The following is a 21,194-nucleotide window of genomic DNA, read 5'->3' as shown; positions in this document are numbered from 1 at the left end:
TGAACATACTTTGCCCTGTCAGAGCGTCCGCCGCCAGCGACATGTTCACGGTTCCACACGGAGTCGACACCCTGTGTGTCAATGGATCACGTTGCCAATACGATGGAAATCCACGGCACCGGTATGCAGGCCCTTCCAGCTGAACCAGATCATGAATGCCTTGCCGACCAGGTTCTGCTCCGGCATACAACCCCACCAGCGGCTGTCTTCGCTGTTTTCGCGATCGTCGCCCATCACGATGTAACAGTTGTCCGGCACGACCGAGGGAACCCGTGAATTCGGGATCGGCGGCGTCTGCAGCGATGGCATGCGGGCAATCAAATGGTTGACCGTACCGAGCTGCTCGCTCCAGATGCTTGCGTTGTTGTAGAGCAGGTAATTGTCTTCGGCGCGGCTGGGATTGCCCTTGAACGGACCGATCTGGGTATCGACCACCGGCTTGCCGTTGATGACGATGCGGCTGTCCTGGACTTCGATGGTATCGCCGGGCACGCCGACCACGCGCTTGATCCAGTTCTGGCTAGCCACGGGGGCATGGGGATCGGCGCAGGTCATGTCGCCGCTGCGGATGGTGTTGCCGTTTTCATCTCGGCAGAGGTATCCGGGGAAGCGAAATACCACCACGTCACCGCGCTTGGGCTCGCCGAGGCTGACGACCTTGTTGTTGAAGGCCGGCAGGCGCAGACCATAGGCGAACTTGTTGACCAGGATGAAATCGCCCACATCTAGCGTGGGCATCATCGAACCCGACGGGATGCGGAACGGTTCGGCAACGAAGGAGCGCAGCAGCAGCACCACAAAAATCACTGGAAACAGCGATCGCGCCCAGTCCACGGGCATCGGATCACGGTACTCCTCCCGCGCCTCGTCAAAGCGGGCCTTGCGCTTCTTGTAGAAAAGCAGGCGATCAAGACCCCACACCACCCCGAATACCACGGTGAGTGCGAGCAAAATGGCCGAAAAATCAAAATCCATGCAATGACTCCCGAGAGGTGCTCTGACCGCTGCTATTTGTCCACCTTGAGCACGGCAAGGAAGGCTTCTTGTGGAATCTCCACCCGGCCAACCTGCTTCATGCGCTTCTTGCCTTCCTTTTGCTTTTCCAGCAGCTTCTTTTTGCGGCTGACGTCACCGCCATAGCATTTGGCAAGAACGTTCTTGCGCAGCGCTTTCACGGTTGAACGCGCAATGATCTGTGCGCCGATAGCGGCCTGAATCGCCACGTCGAACTGCTGACGCGGAATCAGATCCTTCATGCGTTCGACCAAATCACGCCCGCGGCGATCTGCATGACTGCGATGCACGATCAAGCTCAACGCGTCGACGCGGTCGCCATTGATCAGGACGTCCACCCGCACGAACGGACCGGCATCGAAGCGTTCAAGGTGATAGTCCATTGACGCGTAACCACGCGACACGGACTTCAGCTTGTCGAAGAAATCCAGTACCACTTCGGCCAGCGGCAGCTCGTAGCTGATCTGCACCTGGGTCGCCAGGTATTGGATCGAACGCTGCACACCACGCTTCTCTTCGCACAAAGTGATGATGTTACCGATGTAATCGGGCGGCGTGAGGATGTTGGCCACGATGATCGGCTCGCGGATCTCCTGGATCTGCGGCGACGGTGGAAGCTGCGCCGGATTATCCAGCTGCATGATCGAGCCATCGGCCTTGAGGATCTGATAAACCACCGTTGGTGCAGTGGTAATCAGGTTGAGGTCGTACTCTCGCTCAAGACGCTCCTGCACGATTTCCATGTGCAGCATGCCGAGGAAGCCGCAGCGGAAACCGAAGCCCATCGCTTCCGAGCTTTCAGGCTCGAAAAACAAGGCAGCGTCATTGAGGCGCAACTTGTCCAGCGCTTCGCGCAGCGCCGGATAGTCATCGGCAGAAACGGGGAATAGGCCGGCGAAAACGCGCGGCTGCATGGTCTGGAAGCCGGGAAGCGGATGCGGAGCAGGTTTGCCGGCCTGGGTCAGCGTGTCGCCCACAGGCGCGCCGTGCACGTCCTTGATGGCGGCGGTGATCCAACCCACTTCGCCTGCGGACAGCTTGTCGAGTTTCTTGCGCTTGGGCGTGAACACACCCACTTCGCTGACTTCGTGAGCACGACCGGTCGACATCACCAGCAGCTTGTCGCCCGGCTTGATTTCGCCCTGCATGACGCGCACCAACGACACCACGCCGAGGTAATTGTCGAACCAGGAATCGATGATCAATGCTTGCAGGCGATCGGTATCGCGCGGCTTCGGCGGCGGAATGCGCGCAACGATCGCCTCGAGCACTTCAATGACGTTCTGCCCGGTCTTGGCGCTGACCGCCACGGCATCCGTGGCATCGATGCCGATTACGGCTTCGATTTCACCTTTGACCTTGTCTGGATCGGCGGTGGGCAGGTCGATCTTGTTGAGCACCGGCACCACTTCCAGCCCCTGCTCCACCGCCGTGTAGCAGTTGGCCACCGATTGTGCTTCAACGCCTTGCGCCGCATCCACGACCAGCAATGCACCTTCGCAGGCAGCCAGTGACCGGCTCACCTCATAAGAGAAATCGACGTGGCCGGGCGTATCGATGAAATTGAGCTGATAGGTCTTGCCGTTCCGCGCCTTGTAAGGCAGCGACACGGACTGAGCCTTGATGGTGATACCGCGTTCGCGTTCGATCGGGTTGCTGTCCAGCACCTGGGCCTCCATCTCGCGCTCGGCCAATCCGCCGCAAATCTGGATGATGCGGTCGGCAAGCGTCGACTTGCCGTGATCGATATGGGCGATGATAGAGAAATTGCGGATCAGTTCCATGGAATACGCTGTCAGCTTCGCAGCCTCACGCGATGCGCGGGCAGCCTATCACCGGGATGGCGACATTAGCCGCTTATTATCGCATGGATTGAGAATTCGGATTGAATTCCAGCCGCCCGCTGCCAGGGACCTGCCGTGGGCAGGTCCCTGTTGGGGATGGTTCACTCGTCCTTGGCGTCGGCAACCGTCAGGGCAATGAAATTGCTCTGGTCACCACGGCGTACCAGCAGGAGAACCGTATCTCCTGGCTTCACGCCGGCCGTAGCGGCACGGAATGCGTCAACGCTACCGACCTTTTTCTGATTCACCATCAGGATCACGTCACCCGGCTGCAAACCAGCCTGGGCGGCCACCGGTCCGGTGACATTGGCGATCGCCACACCCTCGCCGGCTTGCAGGCCAAGTTGGCTTCGGGTGGACTGATCTACGCTCTGCACGGTCAAGCCCAACGCATCGGCACCCTTGCTCGGAGCACTGGCTTCCGCACTGGCAAGAGCATTCTTGTCACGCGGCATGGTGCCAATGGTGGCGTTGAGGGTCTTGGTCTGGCCATTGCGCAGGATCTGCACGGGCACCGTATCACCAGGCTTGGTCATCGATACCAGCGGAGGCAGGTCAGCGCCCTGATCGATGGTATGTCCGTTATAAGCAAGGATGATGTCACCCGCCTGCAGCCCGGCCTTCTGCGCCGCACTGTTCGGCGACACACTGACCACAATCGCACCCTGTGCACGATCCAGCTTGAGGGCTTTGACGACATCGTCATCGACCGGCTTGATCATCACGCCCAGTTCGCCGCGTGTGACATATCCCTTGGCCTTGAGCTGATCGACGACGTTCATCGCCAAGTCGATCGGAATCGAGAAAGCCACACCTTGGTAGCCGCCGGAACTCGAATAGATCTGCGAGTTGACGCCGACCACTTGGCCTTGCAGGTTGAACAGGGGACCGCCGGAATTACCGCGATTGATCGGCACGTCGGTCTGAATGAAGGAGGTCGCAGGCTGATCCTGGCTGCCCAAGTTACGCCCCACGGCGCTGACGATGCCCTGTGTCACCGTGTAGTCAAAACCAAACGGCGAGCCGATGGCCAACACCCACTGCCCCGGCTTGAGCAACCGCGAATCGCCGATCGTTACCGCCGGCAGATTGCCACCAGCATCAACCTTCAGCAGGGCAATGTCATAGGTGGCATCGGTGCCAACCACCTTGGCGGTCAACGTGCGACGATCCTGCAAGCGGACCGTCACCGTATCAGCGCCATCCACCACATGGTTATTGGTGATGATGTAACCATCGCTGGAAAGGATGAATCCTGAGCCGAGCGAGGTGCGAGCCTGGTCTTCGGGCGACGGCATCATGGGCATGCCGAAGAAGCGCCGGAAGATTTCAGCCTGTCCTGGATCCATACCTTGCATCGGCATGCCGCCGCCCGCACCTTTGGGGCGGTGGCCGGTGTACTTGGCCTCCACCTGCACAACGGCCGGGGCATTCTTCTGCACGATGCCAGTGAAATCGGGCAAGGCCGTGGCAGCCGGGACCGTTTGCGCCCATGCCATGCCCGGGCCTGCAAGGCCCATCGCCATGGCACAGCACATCAGACCGCTGAAAAGACGGCTGCTGACGAGACGGGGATAACTCATGGTTCCTCCTCGGTGCTGGGCACCCCACTCCCGATCCATGGCTCGTAGGGTGGAACGAGAAGGGACGCGATCAAGAAAAGTGAAAGGAAAACCTCTCAGCCGATATGCAAGCAGGTGCGGGCGTTAACGCCCGGCACCCACCTGGTAGGCCGGGTTCTGTACCGCAGACTTGGCCTGCGGCGTGTCGATCAGCAGCAGATAGCTGCCATCACGATTATTCAGCGCCCGATAGCCGTTGACGGAGTAACGCTGACTGGCCGGGTATTGCTGAAACAACGGGTTGTCGGAGGGATCACCCAGGGTCACGGAAGCACGCTGGCTCAATCCGGAGGCCGAATACGCACTCAACGAAGGGGGTACCGCTGCCAGCACGTCATTGTTAGCGCGCGTGGGGTTGGCCGAAGCCAGCGATTGGCCGGCGGGCTGAGCTTGCGACGATACACTGGCGGTGGACACTGCGTGCTTGGCATCAGGCGCCGTCGGTTGCGAAACCATCAGCGCGGTTACCGCCACACTGGCAGCAATGGCACCACCCACGGAAAGGCGCAGCCACTCCCGGCGCTTGGGCGCGACCTGGATAGTCGCCTGCTCGCCTTCAATGACTTCCATGACGCGCGCCGCGAAACCGGCACTGGCCATGATCGGCAGCTCGCGGCGCAACCCGTCACCGGCCACGTGATAGCTGGCCCAGGCGTCAATCAGCGAGGCATCGCGGTCCAGGCGGCGCAGTAGAAAGCGCAGCTCATCCTTGGACAATTCACCGTCCATCGCCGCAGAAAGGGTTTCCATGTTCGCTTCACTCATGACGTCCGATCCTCGCGGTCTGAAAGTAAGGGCCGCAGCTTTTCATCAATCGCCTCACGTGCCCGGAAGATGCGTGAACGCACCGTACCAATAGGGCAGCCCATGGATTCGGCGATCTCTTCATAGCTGAGGCCTTCCACTTCACGCAGGGTGATGGCCGTCCGCAGCTCCTCGGGCAAAGCTTGGACAGTGGCAAACACCGTTTGTTCAATTTCTTGGCGCATTAATTCGCGTTCAGGGGTGGCGCTCTCCTGCATGCGATCTGCGCCGGGTACAAAAACCGCATCTTCCACCGAAATATCGTCCGTGGGCGGACGCCGCCCCATCGCCACCAGGTGGTTCTTGGCGGTGTTGACGGCAATCTTGTACATCCAAGTATAGAAAGCACTCTCGCCGCGGAACGAGCCAATCGCTCGCCACGCCCGCACGAACGCCTCCTGGGCTACATCTTCACATTCGGCGTGGTTGTGCACATAACGGGAGATCAGGCCTAAGACCTTATGCTGGTACTTGCGCACGAGCAGATCGAAAGCACGCTTGTCCCCATTTTGAACACGCTCAACCAGCGCACTGTCGAGTTCGTTATCGCCCATCCGGGCCGTCTCCTTCGTCTCTGCACCATACCGGGCTTCCGCCCATCGGATGGGTGAGCTGATCTGACCCGCGCCGCGCCCGCAAGTTCAGCGAGATGTCACGGCCCATCGAGATTCTAAGATAAGTGCGCGTGATCCGGACTCAAGCCGGCAATTTTTCCAGGGCGCCGGATAGCAGACGCTCCCGCTCGGTCAACAGACGCTCGAAGCTGCCATGCGGGATGGGCCGGCAGAACAGATAGCCCTGCAGCTCATCGCAATGATTGGCGCGCAGGAACTGCAGGTGCTGTTCGATCTCCACGCCCTCGGCCACCACCCCGCGCTTCAGCCGGTGGGCCATTTCGATGGTCGCCCGCACGATCGCCTCGTCATCCGGATCGACACCTATATTGCGCACGAAGCTCTGGTCGATCTTGATGCGATCGGCGGGCAGCTTGCGCAGGTAATCCAGCGAGGCTGCGCCGGTGCCGAAATCGTCGATCGCAATATGGCAGCCCATCTTGTGCAGCTTCTGCATGTTCTCCATCAGATTGGGCGCCGCCTTGATGCTGATGCTTTCGGTGACTTCCATTTCCAGCAGGCCCGGATCGAGCCCGGTCTCCTCCAGCACGGTAGCAACCACTTCAGAGAGATCCGGCTGCATCAGCTGCACTGCCGAGAGATTGACGCCAAGCCGGAGGCGAAGACCGAAACGGTCCTCCCAAGCCTTGGCTTGCTTGCAAGCAGTACGCAACACCCACTCGCCGATGGAAACGATTAACCCAGTCTCCTCGGCCAGCGGAATGAAGAACCCGGGACCGATGTTGCCCAGATCCGGATGCTCCCACCGCAACAAGGCTTCCATACCGACAATATCTTCGGTACCCGCATGAATCTGCGGCTGGTAGAACACGCGCAATTCACCATTCGCTTCGGCGTGGCGAAGCCGCGCCTTCAGCGCGGCATTCTGCTGCTCCTGCGCTGGGCTGACGTCGTACACCCGATAGTTGTTGCGTCCCATGCTCTTGGCCGCATACATCGCCTCGTCAGCGTGCTTGAGCAGGGTTTCGGCATCCGGCGCATCTTCCGGGAAAAAGCTGACGCCAATAGATGCTGTGACTTGCAATTCGGGACCGTCATCCAGATGCAACGGCACATCCATCAGTTGCACGATTTTTTCGGCAACGCGCAGCACATCGTCTGTTTTCACGATATGCCGCAGCACGATGGTGAATTCGTCACCGGCATAGCGCGCCACCGTATCGGACGCGCGCACGCTGCTACGCAGGCGTTGTGTTACCGCCACCAGCACCTGATCACCTACCGCATGACCAAGCGTGTCGTTGATGAACTTGAAACGGTCCAGATCGACGAACAGCACTGCAAACGTTTCGCCGGTGCGTGTCGCTTCGCGAATGATGGTGTCGAGGCGGTCATTGAACAGCAGGCGGTTGGGCAGCCCAGTCAGCGCATCCAGCAAGCCTTCCGCACGCCCCTGCTCACGTGTACGGCGCAGCTCCAGCATGTGCGCGAAATGGGCCGCGGCACATCGCAACACGGGTTCCACGATTTCATGCGCGCCAAACGGACTGCGGCTGCCGGCCAGCAGGGCACCGAGCACGCTATGTCGTTCGTCCAGCAACGGTAAACCGACAAATCCGCGCAAATCGAGTTGGCCGATCAATGGGTCAACATCGGCCAGGCGCTTGGCATCGTGCGGATGCATCAGCGTACGGCCGCCGAGTACCAGTCGCAACGAACTCTGCAATTGCGGGCCCGGCAGCACCTTATCTTCCCCGCGCCAGCGCTGCACGATCTGCACCGGCACGCTGTTCTCTTCAGGCCGCGCCGACCATACGGTCAGATAATCCAGGCCCATCTCATCCAGCAACAACTGGGCCGTTTCGGTGACGCCAGCATCATCGTGCCCGCCGCTGAACAGGCGCGCCAACAGCGTCAGGGCAACCGCTGGACGCACGCCCGCACGATCGCTGCGAAATTGCAGCGCGATCAAGTCGCGACCGCCGTGGCGTACGCGGCGCACACTGGCCTCGCCAGTGTCATGTCCACGGATCGATTTGCGCTGGCAAGCCAGCCAGCGGCGATCCGCATCGCTGAATGCTTTTTCCATGGTGCTGTTTTCAAACGACAGCACTTCACGCAAGGGCTGGCTGGTCAGGACGCTATTGGCCAAGCCGCTATGACGCATGTATGCCGGGCTGGCCTCCACTACACGCTCAGCTACTGGATCGACAATCAGCCAATCGCCGTCGCCATCCTCGAACACAAAGCGGTAATCACCACCCGTTGACGGCAACGGCGTTGAAGGCCGAGGTGATGAAACAACACTCGCCAGCTTTTCAGCGACTGCCGCCGGCTTGCCGTTGCTCAACTGCTGCCAACGGGGAATCAGCTCTGTCCCGACCTGAGAGGCGTATAGCCATCCGGCCACCACGGTCGGCAACTGGGCCGGTTTGATCGTCGCCTCATCCACCAGCACCGCGATGATCGGCGCTTCGCTGCAAGGAGGCAGCAACCTGAGCTGCTCGCACAAGGTAAGGCTGGAGCGGCCATCGCCTTCGAACGCCACCACGATCAACGCCAGCGATGCGCGCCCTTCCAGCAAGATGGCTGCGTGGGTGGTGTCGCGTGCGGAATAGATGGTGGGATGTCCCTCGCGATCGAGCACGTCGAACAATTCGCGCCGCAACTCGCGCTGCGATGCCACCAGCAAAATTCCGGTATGGAGCGCCGCGCCGTTCACAGCAGCCAGCGCCCATCACGCAAACGCGGACGCTGCGTCGCAGGCGTCGTCGTACTCAGGCGCACCGCCACGTCGTCGAAACTGGCGATCAGAGCAGGCGCGGCGTCGAGCAGCACGACGCGCCTGACATGCCCCGCCGGCGCGCGCGCCAACTGCCGCAGCAAGGTGCTGTCCATGGCCGACATGGGCAGCGGGAACTGCGAAAGCAGATACACTCCGAAATGGATGCTTTGCTGGATATAACGTAATGCAATGCTCAGGCGCTGCGAGCCTGGAACACGCGCGTGTGCTTCGCGCAGATTCTCCATGCCCTCCTCGGGATGCCAGACATAGACGGCTTGGCCGTTGTGTCGTGCGATCGCACGAAACTGCTCGATCAAAGCAGCACTATGGTCGTGCTCAAGGACGACCAGACCGCCGGGCGCAGTCAGGATGCGCTCGTAAATGTCGCTGCCGGCAAGCGGCGATGGAGCCATCAGGGGTGTCATTGCGCCCTAGTAAAAGAAGTTGTCGCCATTCGTACGTTACGCGCTCGTACGCCGAGCGCAATAGCCGGAGTGCCGAGGCGTGACGCATGCGACATCCCGCCCCGCAAGTCATTGCGGCAATGCGACATGATCGGGGCATCCCCAGAACCCCTGCCATTTATGGACTGGGGCGTCTCGCAATCAACGCTGCGGGACGGTATGGTGGCGGTTTCCCGGCCACATCCTTAATCCCCATGTTCGAAGGATTGCGTTTCAATCACTGGAAAACGAGCCTGGATGACAGCGGCATCGTGACGCTCACCCTGGATCGCGCCAACAGCAACGTCAACGCGATTTCCCGCGAAGTGCTTGATGAGCTTGGCCAGATTGTCGAACGCCTGGCGATCGAAAAGCCCGCCGGTGTGATCATTCACTCGGCCAAGCCGAATGGGTTCGCTGTCGGCGCCGACATCAAAGAATTCGTCGAGTACGCCAAGCACGGCACCGTGCTGGAAAACATCGAGAATGGCCAACGGGTGTACGAGGCGCTGGCGCGACTGCCCTGCCCGACCGTCGCGGCCGTGCACGGCGCCTGCATGGGGGGCGGCACAGAGCTGATCCTGGCTTGCCGCCAGCGTATTGCCGCCGATGATGACAAGACACGTATTGGCCTGCCTGAAGTGATGCTGGGCATTCATCCTGGCTGGGGTGGATCGGCCCGCCTGCCGCGCCTGATCGGTGCCCCCGAAGCCCTGCCGGTGATGTTGACTGGCAAGGCTCTTTCGGCCCGCCGCGCCAAGAACCTGGGTGTGGTCGACCGTTTGGCCCGTCTGGACGAGCTTCTGCCCGAAGCGCGTGCGCTGCTGCGCAACCCGCATGTGCGGCCATTTGCACAACGGGCGACTGCATGGGCCACCAACACCTGGCTGGCACGGCAGATCCTTGCCCCCATGGTCATCAAACAGACTGCTGCCAAAGTGCGCAAAGAACACTACCCCGCCCCTTTCGCGTTAATCGATGTATGGAAACGCGGCGGCAGCAGCATCCAGCAGCGACTGAAGCTGGAAGCGCGTTCGGTAGCCAAACTTGCCGACACACCCACTGCGCATAACCTGATTCGCATCTTCTTCTTGCAAGAGCGTCTCAAGAGGCAGGGTAGCGGCGTCGACGCCCAGATCAAGCACGTGCATGTGGTCGGCGCCGGCGTGATGGGCGGTGATATTGCTGCGTGGGCGGCGCTCAAGGGCTTCGACGTTACACTGCAGGATCGCGAGATGAAGTACATCCAGCCTGCACTGGATCGCGCCCGCGCGCTCTACGAGAAAAAGCTCAAGACTCCCGAAAAAGTGGAAGCCGCCAGTCGCCGCCTGCGTCCCGATGTCGAGGGTGCAGGTGTTGCCAAAGCTGATCTTGCGATCGAAGCGATCTTCGAGAATGCGCAGGCCAAGGAAGCGCTGTACGCCACCATTGAGCCGCAATTCCAGAACAATGAAATCCTGGCCAGCAACACCTCTTCGATTCCGCTCGACGAGTTACGCAAGGAGCTGAAAGCGCCGCAGCGTTTCCTTGGCCTGCATTTCTTCAATCCAGTGGCGCAGATGCCGCTGGTGGAAGTGGTTCGTCATGATCAACTCGATCCGGTCATCGAGAAACGCGCGCTGGCATTCTGCAAGGCGATCGGCAAATTGCCGGTGGCCGTCAAAGGCACGCCAGGCTTCCTGGTCAACCGCATCCTGATGCCTTATCTGCTCGAAGCGCTGCGCCTTTATAACGAAGGTGTACCAGGCCCCGTGCTGGACAAGCAGGCGAAGAGCTTCGGCATGCCGATGGGGCCGATCGAACTGGCCGACACCGTCGGTCTGGATGTTTGCGCTTCAGTCGGCAAAGAACTGGCGCCGTTCCTTGGACTGGAACTTCCACCGGGACTCGAAGACAAGCTCGAAGCAGGCAAGCGCGGCAAGAAAGATGGCCAGGGTCTTTACACTTGGCAGGATGGCAAGCCGCAGAAACCCGACGTCGATCCGGACTACACGCCACCGCCGGATCTGCAAGAGCGCATGGTTCTGTCGATGGTGAACGAGGCTGTCGCCTGTCTCGGCGATGGCGTTGTGGATGATGCCGACTTGCTGGATGCCGGCGTGATCTTTGGCACCGGCTTTGCGCCGTTCCGCGGTGGCCCGATCCAGTACGTACGCAGCGAGGGCGTGGACACCATTCGCCAGAAGCTCGAAGCATTGGCCAAGCGCTACGGCGAACGCTTCACACCCAAGAACGGCTGGGATCATCCAGCCCTGAAGCAGAGCGGTTTCGAATTCCCCTCCGGCAGTTGATCCACTGGAACAACAAACTGGAAGGCAACGAAGGTGCCCTTACGGCACCTTCGTTTTTATCGGCTCACCACATCAGGTCGTCAGGCACGCCGTCATCGCCGATGCCACCGGTGGACGGATCGATCAGCAGTGCCAGTAGATGTGGATCGATCTGGCGAATCTGTTCAGCAACCGCCAGCGTGACAAGCACATAACGGCCACCGTTCTGCACGATGCCCAATTTACCGGCATTGAGATCAGCCAGTTGGGCCGCATCCACATACATACGGCGAATCTTGCCGCCGTATTCGAAGTGGCGTGCCTGATCAGCATCGGCCTTATTGAGCATGTTGCCCTGAAGAAGCTGCTGCACCTTGGCCTTGCGTTCGCGCTTGATACGCGCCTGCTCGGCAGCCTCCTGTTCGGCACGCTTGCGTTCAGTGGCTTCTGTCTGGGCACGCATCGCGTACGCCTTGGCCAGGTCCATCTCTTCCTGGCTGCGCGCCGGCCTGTTGGGCTTGTGCTGCGGCTTGCCCTTGCCATGTGATGGGCTGGGACGTTGCGCGGGCTGTTGCTGACGCTTTTCGTCCTTGAGCTGTTTGACGATGCCGCTCTTGAGCAGCTGATCTCGCAGTGAATCGACCATAATCGAAATCCGGTTTTGCAAGTTTCTCAATAATGCGGAGGCGGTGGCTCGGAGTGCGGATCGTGCCCCTGCCCCGTGCGCACTGTCGCCAACTCGCTGCGCAAGTCACGCACCATCCGCTCCAGCGCGGCAATGCGCTGGGATTGCTCCGCGTCGACCGTCGTCAGCGCCTGTACGGCATCATCGATAAAAGTAAGCCGTACTTCCAGTTCCGCAAGTCGTTGCTCGATGTCGCTCATAATCACTCAGGGTACCGCACACTGCGTCCGCGGCCGATACCGTAATAGGCCAGACCCGCTTCTTCGACAGCTTCCGGCTGATACAGATTACGCCCATCGAAAACGGCCGGCTCTTTCAGCGTGGCGCGTATACGTGCGAAGTCAGGACTACGGAAAGCCTTCCATTCGGTCACGATAGCCAGCACATCCGCGCCCTCCAGCGCCTGATAAGCGTTGTCGCACAAGACGAGATCATCGCGATCACCGTATACGCGGCGCGTCTCGTCACGCGCCTCCGGATCGAACGCGTGTACCTTGGCACCGGCTGCCCACAGCGCTTCCATCAAACGTCGGCTGGATGCTTCGCGCATGTCATCGGTATTGGGTTTGAACGCAAGTCCCCACAGGGCAATGGTGCGGCCGCGCACATTCCCGTTGAAGTAGTGCTGGATGAAATCGAACAGCTTCGCCTTCTGGTCGTGATTGACTGCCTCAACCGCACTAAGCAACCGCGCTTCATATCCCACCGAACGAGCCGTTCGCTCCAGCGCTTGCACATCCTTGGGGAAACACGAGCCACCATAACCCGCGCCAGGATAGATAAAGTGATAGCCAATGCGCGGATCCGAACCGATGCCCTGACGCACCAGCTCCACATCCGCGCCGACCCGCTCGGCGATATTGGCGATCTCGTTCATGAAGCTGATCTTGGTCGCCAGCATCGCATTGGCAGCGTACTTGGTCAGCTCGGCCGAACGCACGTCCATCACCACAGTGCGATCGTGATTGCGGTTAAACGGTGCATACAGCTTGCGCAACATCTCGATGGCCCGCTCGCTGGAACTGCCGATCACGATGCGATCAGGACGCAGGCAGTCTTCGACCGCGTCACCCTCTTTGAGGAATTCCGGATTGGAAGCCACATCGAATTCGATGTTTGCACCACGTTCGGACAGCTCTGCCAACACCGCCTTGCGCACGCGATCCGCGGTGCCGACCGGCACGGTGGACTTGTTGACGATCACTGCGTAGCGATCCAGATGACGACCCACCGACCTGGCCACGCCCAGCACGTATTGCAGATCCGCGCTGCCATCTTCGTCGGGCGGTGTACCGACCGCAATGAAGATGATCTGCGCATGCGCAATCGCCTTGGCTGCGTCAGTCGTGAATTCAAGCTGCCCATTGGCGTGATTGCGCCGCACGATGGGTTCGAGCCCAGGTTCGAAGATGGGAATCTCACCACGCTCCAGGCGTGCCACCTTGGCCTGATCGATATCCACACAAACAACATGGTTGCCCATTTCGGCCAAGCAGGCCCCCGTGACCAGGCCCACGTAACCGGTGCCGAAAATGGTGACTTTCATCGGATAGGATCAAACCTTACTCGGGGGTGCTGATTCTAGCAGGGCGTGTAAGAAACCCTCATGTCAGCCGTCCGGTATGCATTCATGCAAAGAAACAGGGCGCGAATCGCTTCGCGCCCTGTTTGTGTGACCTGCTTGCAGTACGCCAGCGGCGATTACTGCTCGCCACCACCATTGCCACCACCAGCATCATTGCCGCCGCCAGCGTCAGCACCACCCTGCGGGGCGCCAGCCGGAGTCGGGCCGGTGCTCACCAAAGTGACGTCGAAGATCAGCGTGGAATTCGGCGGGAACGGACGCTGCGGCTCAGCACCATAGGCCAGGTTGGCCGGGATGAAGAGCTTGTAGTGACCGCCAACCTGCATCAACTGCAGACCTTCGCGGAAGCCCGGAATCACGCGAGCCAACGGGATCGAGGTCGGGCCCGGCGGGTTGTTCTTCGTCGAGCTGTCAAACACTTCGCCGTTCACAAACGTACCGGTGTAGTTCACCTTCACGGTGTCATTCGGACCCGGACGAGCGCCGGTGCCCTGGCTGAGCACCTGATACTGCAGGCCCGATGCGGTGGACTTCACGCCCGCAGCGGACTTGTTCTTCGCGAGGAAGGCGTCGCCTTCAGCCTTGTTCTTGGCCGAAGCGGCGTCGAACTCGGTCTTGGCCTTGGCACGCAGCTGTGCTTCGAAAGCCTGCGCGGTGGAGTTGAACTCCGCCTCGCTCATCGGCGGCTTCTTGCCGGAAAGTGCGTCCTGAACGGCCTTTGCAACCGTTGCCGGGTCCACGGCGTCACGCATGATCGGCGGCACGGAACCGGCCAGCTCATAGCCGACGACGGTACTGGCCTTGATCTTGTCGACCGTGCCCGTTGCGGCGGTGCTGGACGTCTGTGCCTGCGCGCCAGCGGTCATGCCCAGCGCAACGGCCAGCGCGGCCGCCGTCAGCGTGGGTCGCAGAAATTGCTTCATTTGGAACTCCCTCGTTATGGATATGCCGGCGAGCCGGCCGGACCTCCCCCAAATGGAGGCTGGCCACCCATTGTGCGGTGTCCAGTCCGGTCTTGGCAACGACGTTCCGGCATTGACCACGATACAAGTCGAAGGTTCACTCGCAAGTATGTGCACGCGATCGCATTCAGTTTCATTTGTGATCGGCAGGTGAAGGCTTTTCCAGCGTCTCGCGCAGCGCCGCCTGCAACCGCGCATGCATTTTCACCAATCCGCGCCAGAGCAGCACTGCGAGCAAAACGCACGCACCTACTAGCGATAGCGCTACACCACGCGGAGGCAAAATCGCCGATCCCAGCACGCTGACCAAGATAGCCAGCGCCACCAGCGTCGCCAGCGGGATCAATTTCGCAAGAATCTGCCGAATGGTCTGGGTGTACGCACCCGCAAAACGCTCGCGTATTCCCAGTTCTGCCAGCAGCATTCCCAGGGCCTCGGCTTTGCGATACACCGCGATCAGCAATGGCAACGACAGAAACAAGGCTGCTGCCCAGATCAGGGAATGGCGCATATCACGACTCAATCCCCAACGCTCGAACCATGCTGCGTTATGCGCATTGATGTAAGCACCCATCACAAACAGGGTGACGATCAAAGCCACATTCACTGCGATGTGCCACAACAGTCGGCGGAACATCGCCGCGATCACCGCGTTGTCATCCACCGGACGCAGGTTCTCCAGCCAGCCGCTGTAGCTGGTCATCAAAACGCGCATTGGGCGCGGCACGATCTTTCCGCCGACATGCGCCAGCAGATCCGCAGAACGAAGCAAGTATGGCGACGACACCATGCAGATCAGCGCAGTGGCCACGGCAATGGGATAGATGAAGTCGTCCACCGCGCCAAGCGTCAGCCCGAGGGTCGCAATCACAAACGAAAACTCGCCGATCTGCGCCATGCACAAGCCGGTGCGCAACGAGGTGCGCACATCGTGACCGATAAAAAACATGCCCAGACCGCATACCACGCTTTTGCCAACCATCACGGTCAGCGCGATCAACAGCGCCGGCAACGCGTAATGCACAAGCTGCATCGGATCGATCTTCAGTCCGATAGCCACAAAAAACAGCGCCGCGAACATGTCACGTAAAGGTTCCACCAGATGCACGACACGCGGCGCACTGCGCGCCTCTGCTACTACGGCACCTGCAAGAAAAGCGCCTAGCGCCACGCTGAAACCCAGCCACGCCGCCAGCAAGCTGGCGCCAAAACAGATGCCGAGCACGCTGACCAGCAACGTTTCATCGCGGTCGAAGCGGGCGACGTAATCAACCAGGCGTGGCAGCAGCAACAGCCCCACAATCATGCCGGCAATGACAAACAGCCCCAGGTGCCCCACCAGGGTAAATGCCGCCACTGTCTGCACTGTGCCGCTGATTGCGATCGCGGTAAGCAACGTGAGCAGCACGATGGTCAGCATGTCTTCCGCTACCAGCATGCCGACCACTAACCGCGCGAATGGCCATTGCCGCAGACCGTTCTCGGTCAGCGTGCGCGTCGCCACCATGGTCGACGACAGCGCGATGATCGCGCCAAGGAACAACGCATTCCTGCCACCCCAGCCGAACAAAAGTCCAAGCTGATAACCCATCCACAGCATGAATCCGACTTCGATCACCGTGACCAGCAGCAAAGTGCCACCGACCTGGCGCAATTTGCGCACACTGAACTCGAGCCCCAGCGTAAACATCAACAGCACTACGCCGAGGTTGGAGATATCGCCAATGGCGCGCGGATCAGCCACCAACACGCCTGGTGTATGTGGACCAATCACCACGCCAGCAAGGATGTAACCGGGTAGCACAGGCAGACGCAGGCGCTGGAACAGGATGGTCGTGGCACCAGCCACAAGCATCACCAACGCAAGGTCGCGGATAAAGCCAATATCGTGCATGCCGTCCTCATGGCGCAGTCTTGACGTGAGCTTAAACCGAAGCACCAATCCAACAGCAGTCGAAGCAAAACGATCGGTTCATCAAACGATGAGATTTTTATAAAAATTTGCTTGACGGAATTCCAAACCCATCCTATTCTTTCGGGCTTCCAGCCGTGGGGCCATAGCTCAGCTGGGAGAGCGCCTGCATGGCATGCAGGAGGTCGGCGGTTCGATCCCGCCTGGCTCCACCAACACAAACGTCCCCATCGTCTAGAGGCCTAGGACATCACCCTTTCACGGTGGCGACCGGGGTTCGAATCCCCGTGGGGACGCCAATTCAAGCGATAGCCAACCAGCCGTCGCATCGAATTGGAAACGGACTTATTGTGTTTGAGTACGCTGGAAGGCAGTAACAACGCGGAGCGGTAGTTCAGTCGGTTAGAATGCTGGCCTGTCACGCCGGAGGTCGCGGGTTCGAGTCCCGTCCGCTCCGCCATTACTGAGAAAGATCGTCACAAGAAGCTCGCCATCGCGCGGGCTTTTTTGTTGCCTGAAATCAGGGGACTTAAGGATGCTCTGATTTATTCCACGTACCCGTCACCGCACTGTATGCGCGCCTCGCATCACTCCGGCCCCAACATATTGAATTCAAAGGATGGGGTGACGTCCAGAAGACTCGCAGGCTCTATTGCGTGGCGCAGGGCAGACTGGCCGTCTGTTCAAGTCGCGCGATACAGCCTGCGAGTCTTCTGGACGGTATGCCGGATGCGTGGAATAGATCAGAGCATCCTTAACCCTTAACCGCCTATTTCGACACCTGCTCCAGCGTACCTGCCGAATGCCCCTGCTCTGCCAGGTACTCCAGCCAACGAGCCAGAAAACCGTTCATCTGCAAACGATGCTGGAACACGGTATGCGCTGGCGGGAACGGCCCCAGCACTTGCCACAAGTGACGCCCCGGATGGCAGTGCAGCGCCTCAGCCACGTGCGCATCGTTATAGACACGCAGCTGGGCGGATGGCGCGCGACGCCCAGTCTGTGCGTCGACGAAACCGTACGTCAGTTCCAGCTCCAGCGTATACGGATGACATTCCTGTACCACCAAATGCACCGGCAGACCGTCGTCGACGTCTGACACGTAATCGCCCACTACCAGCTTTTGTGGTGCGAACAGGCGCGTCAGCCGATGATAGTTTTCGGCATAGAGTCCCATCAGGTACTCAAAGCGTCCTGGCAGCAAGGCGGCACGGCGGTCGAGAACGGCACTCATAGGGGTAAGGTTTTCTCCATCGCTTAGAACATGGTTTTTTCGATACCGAACTGATCGAAGATTTTGCTCGCAATCTCCTCGATCGATACATGCGTGGTATTCAGGCAAGGAATCCCCGCCTGCCGCAACAGCCGGTCGGCCTGTTCCAGTTCCCACTTGCATTGCTTCAGCGTGGCATAACGACTGCCCGGGCGCCGCTGTTCGCGGATCTGCGCCAGGCGATCGGGCTCAATGGTCAAGCCGAACAGGCGGTTTTTATAGGACCGCAGACGGGCGGGCAGTTCGAGCTTTTCCAGGTCCTCATCGGTCAGCGGATAATTGGCGGCACTGACCCCGTAATGCAAGGCCATATAGAGGCAGGTCGGCGTTTTGCCCGAACGCGACACACCCACCAGGATCAGATCCGCCTGGGCATAGTCCACGTCCAGGCCGTCATCGTGGCTCAAGGCGTAGTTGGTGGCGTTGATGCGCGCCTCGTATTTATCAAAGTCCACCAGGCCATGCGAGCGGTTCACCGCACCGGAATGACGGGTGCCCAGCTCGTCTTCCAATGGCCCGATGAACGGCGCGAACACGTCCAGCATCAGCGCACCGCTGCTGGCGACGATGTCGCACAGAGCCCGGTCGGCCATGGTATTGACCACGATCGGCCGATCCCCGCTCTGGGCATACCGCGTCTTGATGCGCGTCGCTGCCGCCTCAGCTTTCTGGGGGTTGTCGATGAATGGCAGGCGATGTTTTTCGAACTGCACCCCTTCGAATTGAGCAAGGATGCTGTTTCCGATGGTTTCGGCGGTAATACCAGTAGAGTCGGAGATGAAAAAAACCGAGCGTTGCATGGGTATTCCATGGGCGATTGGAGTTCCTGCCCTGCACCATATCGCAAGCAAGAATTCCTGTCTTTGCTTGACTTAAACCTGACTGGTATGCAGTTGGCGCGGTCTTTGCGCGCAATGGTCTTCTTGTGCCGCGCACCATCGACAACGGACAATACCAGTCTTTCGCGGTCCGGCTTCCCCCACCGCTCCCGGCTTATTAATGACGAGCTCTTAAGGAGACTCCTTTGAACGATCTGGTGCTTTGGCTCGACCAACTGCGCATGACCGACCTTGGCAAGGTCGGCGGAAAGAATGCGTCGCTCGGCGAGATGATTGGCAACCTGGCCCAGCTCGGCGTATCCGTGCCGGGCGGCTTTGCCACCACCGCCGACGCTTTCCAGCAGTATCTGGAAAAGAGCGGCCTGTCCAAGCGTATCGCCGAACGGCTGGCCACACTGGATGTCGATGACGTCGACGCACTGGTCGCCGGCGGCAAGGAAATCCGGGGCTGGATTGTCGACACCGCCCTGCCTGCCGAGCTGGAAAATGCCATCCGCGCGGCCTACATCAAGCTCTGCAAAGATGCCGGCAGCGACAATATCGCCGTCGCCGTACGCTCCTCCGCCACCGCCGAAGATCTGCCGGATGCATCGTTCGCCGGCCAGCAGGAAACCTTCCTCAACGTGGTCGGCATCGACGACGTGCTGCATAAGGTGAAAGAAGTTTTCGCCTCGCTCTACAACGATCGGGCCATCGCTTACCGCGTGCACCAGGGCTTTAAGCACGAAGACGTGTTTCTCTCCGCCGGCGTGCAGCTGATGGTGCGCTCGGATGTGGGGGCTTCCGGTGTGCTGTTCACACTCGATACCGAATCGGGTTTCCGCGATGTGGTGTTCGTCACCGGCAGCTACGGCCTGGGCGAAATGGTTGTCCAGGGCGCGGTGAACCCGGATGAGTTCTACGTGTTCAAGCCGACACTGAAGGAAGGCAAGCCGGCCGTACTGCGCCGCAGCCTCGGTGCCAAGCAGCAACGCATGGTGTATTCCACCCAGCCTGGCGAGCGCGTGCGCATCGAGGAAACCCCGGCAGCTGATCGCAACCGCTTCTGTATCACTGATGCCGATGTGCAGGAACTGGCCAAGCAGGCGCTGGTGATCGAAAAGCACTACGGCCGTCCGATGGATGTCGAGTGGGCGAAGGATGGCAACACCGGCAAGCTCTACATCGTGCAGGCCCGCCCGGAAACGGTGAAGTCGCGTGCGCATGCCACGCAGCTGGAGCGTTTCCACCTCACCGAAAAAGGCAAGGTGCTGGCCGAAGGCCGCGCCATCGGCCAGAAGATCGGCGCAGGCAAGGCTCGCGTGATTCGTTCGCTGGCCGATATGAACAAAGTGCAGCCGGGCGATGTGTTGATCGCTGACATGACTGACCCCGACTGGGAACCGGTGATGAAGCGCGCTTCGGCCATCGTCACCAATCGCGGCGGCCGCACCTGCCACGCGGCAATCATTGCGCGCGAATTGGGCGTACCGGCGGTGGTCGGCACGGGCAATGCGCTGAACACCATTCCGGACGGTCATGACGTCACCGTGTCCTGCGCGGAAGGCGATACCGGCATGATCTACGAGGGCCAGCTGAAGTTCGACCGCGTCACTGCAGATCTCGGCGCGATGCCCGAAGCACCGCTGAAGATCATGATGAACGTGGCCAACCCCGAGCGCGCCTTCGACTTCGGCATGCTGCCGAACGCAGGCATCGGCCTGGCCCGTCTGGAAATGATCATTGCCAGTCATATCGGCGTGCATCCGAAGGCGCTGCTCGAATACAGCAGGCAGGATGCCGAAACCAAGGCCAAGATCGACGCGCGCATCGCCGGCTATGCCGATCCGGTGAGCTTCTACATCGATCGTCTAGCCGAAGGCATCGCCACCATCGCCGCGTCGGTGTATCCGAAGCCGGTGATCGTGCGCCTGTCCGACTTCAAGTCCAACGAATACGCCAATCTGCTCGGCGGTTCGCGCTACGAACCGCATGAAGAAAACCCGATGATCGGCTACCGCGGCGCCAGCCGTTACGTCGATGCCGGCTTCACTGAATCGTTCGGTCTGGAATGCAAAGCCGTCAAGCACGTGCGCGAAGTGATGGGTCTCACGAATGTGTGGGTGATGATCCCGTTCGTGCGCACGCTGGACGAAGGCCGCAAGGTGGTCGAGGTGCTCGGCAAGAACGGCCTCAAGCAAGGCGAGCATGACCTGAAGATCATCATGATGTGCGAGCTGCCGTCCAACGCGCTGTTGGCCGACGAATTCCTCGACATCTTCGATGGCTTCTCGATCGGCTCCAACGACCTCACCCAGCTCACCCTCGGCCTGGACCGCGACTCAAGCATCGTCGCCCACCTGTTCGACGAGCGCGATCCAGCGGTGAAGAAGCTGCTGTCGATGGCCATTCAGACTGCACGCAAGCGTGGCAAATACGTCGGCATCTGCGGCCAGGGCCCGTCTGATCACCCTGATCTGGCTGAATGGCTGATGGATCAGGGTATCGAATCGGTGTCGCTCAACCCTGACACCGTGGTCGATACCTGGCTGCGTCTGGCCAAGAAGAAAGCCGGTTAAAGCACAAGGCTTGAAGCACGGGG

The 21,194-nt window shown here is 60.1% G+C and carries 16 protein-coding genes and 3 tRNA genes; 5 read left to right on the top strand and 14 right to left on the bottom strand.

Features of this window, described 5'->3' with window-relative positions; genetic code table 11:
• Positions 1–78: 78 nt before the first annotated feature.
• The 7 genes from lepB to ISN74_RS07395 form a co-directional block, all read right to left on the bottom strand.
• On the bottom strand, positions 79–975 hold the full coding sequence (gene lepB, locus ISN74_RS07425; RefSeq protein WP_188798719.1) for a signal peptidase I: 897 nt from the start codon (positions 973–975) through the stop codon (positions 79–81).
• Positions 976–1,007: 32 nt separating this feature from the next.
• The gene (gene lepA, locus ISN74_RS07420; protein WP_188798718.1) at positions 1,008–2,798 is read right to left on the bottom strand and encodes a translation elongation factor 4; all 1,791 of its coding nucleotides are present in this window, start codon (positions 2,796–2,798) and stop codon (positions 1,008–1,010) included.
• Positions 2,799–2,959: 161 nt separating this feature from the next.
• Positions 2,960–4,441, bottom strand: a complete 1,482-nt coding sequence (locus ISN74_RS07415) for a DegQ family serine endoprotease (RefSeq protein WP_188798717.1) — start codon at positions 4,439–4,441, stop codon at positions 2,960–2,962.
• 123 nt (positions 4,442–4,564) lie between these two features.
• Positions 4,565–5,245, bottom strand: coding sequence for a sigma-E factor negative regulatory protein (locus tag ISN74_RS07410; protein WP_188798716.1), 681 nt, complete (start codon positions 5,243–5,245; stop codon positions 4,565–4,567).
• Positions 5,242–5,838: an RNA polymerase sigma factor RpoE gene (gene rpoE, locus ISN74_RS07405; RefSeq protein ID WP_188798715.1), complete on the bottom strand. Its 597-nt coding sequence runs from the start codon at positions 5,836–5,838 to the stop codon at positions 5,242–5,244. The genes ISN74_RS07410 and rpoE overlap by 4 nt, the downstream gene beginning before the upstream one ends.
• Before the next feature lie 142 nt (positions 5,839–5,980).
• Complete coding sequence (locus ISN74_RS07400) at positions 5,981–8,545, bottom strand: putative bifunctional diguanylate cyclase/phosphodiesterase (RefSeq protein ID WP_229679064.1); 2,565 nt, start codon at positions 8,543–8,545, stop codon at positions 5,981–5,983.
• Between the two features lie 32 nt (positions 8,546–8,577).
• The gene (locus ISN74_RS07395; RefSeq protein ID WP_229679062.1) at positions 8,578–9,057 is read right to left on the bottom strand and encodes a hypothetical protein; all 480 of its coding nucleotides are present in this window, start codon (positions 9,055–9,057) and stop codon (positions 8,578–8,580) included.
• A 245-nt stretch (positions 9,058–9,302) separates the two neighbouring features.
• Here ISN74_RS07395 and ISN74_RS07390 point away from each other — a divergent pair, with 245 nt between their 5' ends.
• On the top strand, positions 9,303–11,378 hold the full coding sequence (locus ISN74_RS07390; RefSeq protein ID WP_188798712.1) for a 3-hydroxyacyl-CoA dehydrogenase NAD-binding domain-containing protein: 2,076 nt from the start codon (positions 9,303–9,305) through the stop codon (positions 11,376–11,378).
• A gap of 64 nt (positions 11,379–11,442) precedes the next feature.
• Here ISN74_RS07390 and ISN74_RS07385 read toward each other — a convergent pair whose 3' ends face one another.
• The 5 genes from ISN74_RS07385 to ISN74_RS07365 all read right to left on the bottom strand — a co-directional run bounded on the left by ISN74_RS07385 (position 11,443) and on the right by ISN74_RS07365 (position 16,483).
• Entirely contained in the window at positions 11,443–12,003 is a 561-nt protein-coding gene (locus tag ISN74_RS07385; RefSeq protein WP_188798711.1) for a DUF2058 domain-containing protein, read from the bottom strand.
• Positions 12,004–12,029: 26 nt separating this feature from the next.
• Complete coding sequence (locus ISN74_RS07380) at positions 12,030–12,242, bottom strand: SlyX family protein (RefSeq protein ID WP_188798710.1); 213 nt, start codon at positions 12,240–12,242, stop codon at positions 12,030–12,032.
• A gap of 2 nt (positions 12,243–12,244) precedes the next feature.
• Entirely contained in the window at positions 12,245–13,588 is a 1,344-nt protein-coding gene (locus ISN74_RS07375; protein ID WP_188798709.1) for a UDP-glucose dehydrogenase family protein, read from the bottom strand.
• A gap of 155 nt (positions 13,589–13,743) precedes the next feature.
• The gene (locus ISN74_RS07370; RefSeq protein WP_188798708.1) at positions 13,744–14,550 is read right to left on the bottom strand and encodes an FKBP-type peptidyl-prolyl cis-trans isomerase; all 807 of its coding nucleotides are present in this window, start codon (positions 14,548–14,550) and stop codon (positions 13,744–13,746) included.
• Between the two features lie 172 nt (positions 14,551–14,722).
• Positions 14,723–16,483 carry a cation:proton antiporter gene (locus ISN74_RS07365; RefSeq protein WP_188798707.1) on the bottom strand — a complete coding sequence of 587 codons (1,761 nt, stop codon included), beginning with the start codon at positions 16,481–16,483 and terminating at the stop codon, positions 14,723–14,725.
• A 157-nt stretch (positions 16,484–16,640) separates the two neighbouring features.
• Between ISN74_RS07365 and ISN74_RS07360 the strand changes: the two genes are divergently transcribed.
• The 3 genes from ISN74_RS07360 to ISN74_RS07350 all read left to right on the top strand — a co-directional run bounded on the left by ISN74_RS07360 (position 16,641) and on the right by ISN74_RS07350 (position 16,961).
• Positions 16,641–16,716: transfer RNA gene (locus tag ISN74_RS07360), tRNA-Ala, on the top strand.
• 8 nt (positions 16,717–16,724) lie between these two features.
• A tRNA-Glu gene (locus ISN74_RS07355) sits at positions 16,725–16,800 on the top strand.
• A gap of 84 nt (positions 16,801–16,884) precedes the next feature.
• Positions 16,885–16,961 (top strand) — tRNA-Asp (locus ISN74_RS07350).
• 309 nt (positions 16,962–17,270) lie between these two features.
• On the opposite strand, the gene ISN74_RS07345 is transcribed toward ISN74_RS07350, so the two are convergent.
• Positions 17,271–17,735: a DUF1249 domain-containing protein gene (locus ISN74_RS07345; protein ID WP_188798706.1), complete on the bottom strand. Its 465-nt coding sequence runs from the start codon at positions 17,733–17,735 to the stop codon at positions 17,271–17,273.
• A gap of 23 nt (positions 17,736–17,758) precedes the next feature.
• On the bottom strand, positions 17,759–18,574 hold the full coding sequence (ppsR, locus tag ISN74_RS07340; RefSeq protein ID WP_188798705.1) for a posphoenolpyruvate synthetase regulatory kinase/phosphorylase PpsR: 816 nt from the start codon (positions 18,572–18,574) through the stop codon (positions 17,759–17,761).
• Between the two features lie 224 nt (positions 18,575–18,798).
• Here ppsR and ppsA point away from each other — a divergent pair, with 224 nt between their 5' ends.
• Positions 18,799–21,171 (top strand): phosphoenolpyruvate synthase, encoded by a 2,373-nt coding sequence (gene ppsA / locus ISN74_RS07335; protein ID WP_188798704.1) that lies wholly within the window; start codon positions 18,799–18,801, stop codon positions 21,169–21,171.
• The last annotated feature ends 23 nt before the right edge of the window (positions 21,172–21,194 follow it).

The sequence above is a fragment of the Dyella caseinilytica genome (genome assembly GCF_016865235.1).
In the GTDB taxonomy this organism is placed as follows: domain Bacteria; phylum Pseudomonadota; class Gammaproteobacteria; order Xanthomonadales; family Rhodanobacteraceae; genus Dyella_B; species Dyella_B caseinilytica.
The sequence above is the reverse complement of the archived record's forward strand: the minus strand, read 5'-3'. Positions and strand labels throughout refer to the sequence as shown.